This window comes from Staphylococcus sp. GDY8P47P (assembly GCF_016892225.1).
GTDB lineage: Bacteria > Bacillota > Bacilli > Staphylococcales > Staphylococcaceae > Staphylococcus > Staphylococcus borealis.
Genome location: NZ_JAFENV010000003.1, coordinates 1 through 3,109, shown reverse-complemented (window position 1 = coordinate 3,109; position 3,109 = coordinate 1). Strand labels below are relative to the sequence as shown.

The 3,109-nt window shown below is 29.6% G+C and carries 2 protein-coding genes; both read right to left on the bottom strand.

Translation table 11 applies throughout. The features are described 5' to 3' along the window. Window positions 1-809: 809 nt before the first annotated feature. The gene (locus JVV30_RS00035; protein ID WP_204192885.1) at window positions 810-1,814 is read right to left on the bottom strand and encodes a protein rep; all 1,005 of its coding nucleotides are present in this window, start codon (window positions 1,812-1,814) and stop codon (window positions 810-812) included. 215 nt (window positions 1,815-2,029) lie between these two features. Continuing rightward, entirely contained in the window at window positions 2,030-2,890 is an 861-nt protein-coding gene (locus JVV30_RS00030) for an AraC family transcriptional regulator (protein WP_194375768.1), read from the bottom strand. Window positions 2,891-3,109 lie beyond the last annotated feature (219 nt).

Here is a 3,109-nt window from a genome sequence, read left to right as displayed (position 1 = left end):
TGAGCCTCGGAACCCTTAACAATCCCAAAACTTGTCGAATGGTCGGCTTAATAGCTCACGCTATGCCGACATTCGTCTGCAAGTTTAGTTAAGGGTTCTTCTCAACATCAATAAATTTTCTCGGCATAAATGCGTGCTCTATTTTTTTCTAGAACGATTAATCAAAAAATAACCTAAAAGACCACAAAACAAAATAAATAAAAATATAAGCATTTTCTATCTCCTTTTTAATCAAACTTATCACAATAGTTATCGCTTTACAGGTCAATTTTTCGTCGTTATAATCTAGTTAAATCCCGTAAGGGCGCACTTATGCGTTCTAAAAAGAACGCGTACAAAACCATAATCGACCTTCGTCGATTTTTTATTTTCATTTTAAGGAATCGGCGTTGTGGCGCAGATATAAAAATTAATACTGCACGAATTAGAATCGACGTTGTAGCGTAGATATAAAAATTATTACTACATCAAGACTAAAGCTACTAGTTTTTGGCTAGTAGCTTTTTTATTTTATTAATTTTTAAATACCTTTATTTTGAATTTTAAGGGGGTATTTTGAAGAATTAGGGGTATTTTATATAGTTTTATACCTAAAAACTTATATAAGCTCTTAAAACGCAAATATGAGCCAAATAAATATATCTTAATTTCACAAACAAAAATTTAAGCAAATCCAGTGTCGATTTTTTAAGACACTGCCCAGTTACATGCAAATTAAAATTTGCATAGTAAAAATGGCCAACCATGCCGGTTGAACGCTATAGTTCCCGCAAAGGCAAAAAAAGCATAAAAAAACGCTAGCTTTTAAGCTAACTTTTCAAATCTTTTAAATAATAATTTTGCTTTTCAAAATTCCAAATTGCCGTAATTGAATGTGCTTTTTCTTCTTCGTCTGTTGTTTTATCTTCGTCGCTTGTATTAATTAAATTACCGTCTTCGGCATCGTCTAAATTTAAAATTTTATGTTTTTGTTTAAGCAATCCACCATAACTCAACATGCGTTTTCGATATAAACCTTTTTCCAAATCATCAACAATCTCGGAATCTTTTTTGCTATCTCCAGTTAAATAATCTGATGATTTAACCGAGTATTTTGAAGTTTCTTTGATAGCTGCTTGAATATCTTTATCCCCTTTTTGATTTGGTTTGATCGCTTTAATATTTGCGACTGGTCGATAACCAACTTGTAATGCTTTTTGCCATAAATCGACCCATTCGGTCTGCGTAATATAATTTTCTTTTTTTCTAAAATACGCATTTTCAACACATAACAAAACGTGCATATGTTGATTATAACTACCGTCATTTTTATTAACCGTAACTTCTGTCGAACGCATAAAGCCAATTAAATTTTTACTAATTTTTTTATATTTAAACAATCTTCTAAATGATTCAGTTAAATGTTTTAAACTTTGTTCTAAAGTTTCACCATCTATCGCATTTTTTGTCGATAACGTAAGAAACAACCAACGTGCAGTTGGCTTTTCTTTAACCACTTCTTCAATCACTTTTTGAGCTTGATAACTATTTTTCATAGCACGCCTCCAATTACAAACTGGGCATAATTTTGACTTACAAAACCATGTCTTATGTAATTTCAAATAACCTTCATCAGTTGGCTTGAACTCTAAGACGTTACCACATTGTTTTACGTTAAAAGCCTTTTTAATTTTTAAGATTTCCAGTATATCTGCATAACTTACATTGTCTATTTTCTTTTCTCTCCACGGGCGTTGTTTCCCACTTTTCGTCATATCTTTTAATGTTTTATTATCTTGATTTTCGTCTATACATCTAGTAGTATTATATTGCATATAAAAAGACCTCCAGTATTGATTTAAGCGTCGTAACTTAATCATATTACTGGAGCTTTTTTATGTCAATTTTTTCTTTCACGCTCAAAAACAAAGAAAAACCCTGTCATATCAATGATTAATACATATTTTAAAAAAGAACGTTATTTCTATATAGTATCAAGACAAGAAGAAACTCGTTTTCAACTCGTTTCTAAAACCTTAAATATCTAAAATCAATTATTAACTGCGACCCAAATTTCACTATAAGCATTATCTCTATCTGAATCATTAAATTTAGTAAAAGAAAACATTGGTACATTAGCTAATTTATATTCTGTTTCTGGCAACCATTCAGAATAAATTTTAGCATATGTGTCTTGTAAAACTTTTGGAAATTTACCTTCATTTTCAAAGACTATCCATTTACTTTCATCAATATTTATAACATCAAGTTGATCGCTTATATTGTTTTCTGTTGTTATAACACCAATCATATGAGTTAAATAACCCTCTTCTTTAATAAAATTCTCATCAGCATCATATGAAACATTTACAATTTCTTTAGGTTCAATGTTTTGTAAATTATTCATTTCTTCTTTTTGTATATTAGTAATACTATTTGCTAGTTCTTCAATTTCATTGTTAACACCCTCGTATTGCATACGAACACGTTTTTTTACGCCTACTATATTAATTTTTGGCAAATCTACAATTCTAGTTTTCATGCCTATTCCTCCTTTAACATTAATAGCAAATGAAAGTTTCGGATATGAAATTAAAACTTGTTTTTCATATATTTGAGATGGTAAATACCCACTCCAATCTCTAAAAGACTTTGTAAAACCATCAATTGAATATCCATATTTTATAGCTACACTCGTTACTGATTCTTTATTTAATAAATCTTTATTAGCAAAATACAATTTTCTTTTTTTTATATACTCAGATAAACCGATACCAGTAAGAAATATAAACAAATTTCTATAATGCTGCTCAGGTAAACCAACAAAATTCGCTATATCATATAAATTTAAATCGTTTGTTAAATTCTGATCTATATAATCTATAGAATTATTTAAATTTTTTAATATCATATCCATCACCTTTCAATCCTATAGTAATCAATAATCAAAGAACTAACTCGATAATTTATATATAACAATTATCGAATAAAAAATAATTGCTTTATTCCAATTGCTTTATTGACGTTGAGCCTCGGAACCCTTAACAATCCCAAAACTTGTCGAATGGTCGGCTTAATAGCTCACGCTATGCCGACATTCGTCTGCAAGTTTAGTTAAGGGTTCTTCTCA

Bases quoted from the DNA above. Each gene is read 5' to 3' on its own strand.
- JVV30_RS00035 (WP_204192885.1), bottom strand. From the start codon at position 1,814: ATGCAATATAATACTACTAGATGTATAGACGAAAATCAAGATAATAAA.
- JVV30_RS00030 (WP_194375768.1), bottom strand. From the start codon at position 2,890: ATGATATTAAAAAATTTAAATAATTCTATAGATTATATAGATCAGAAT.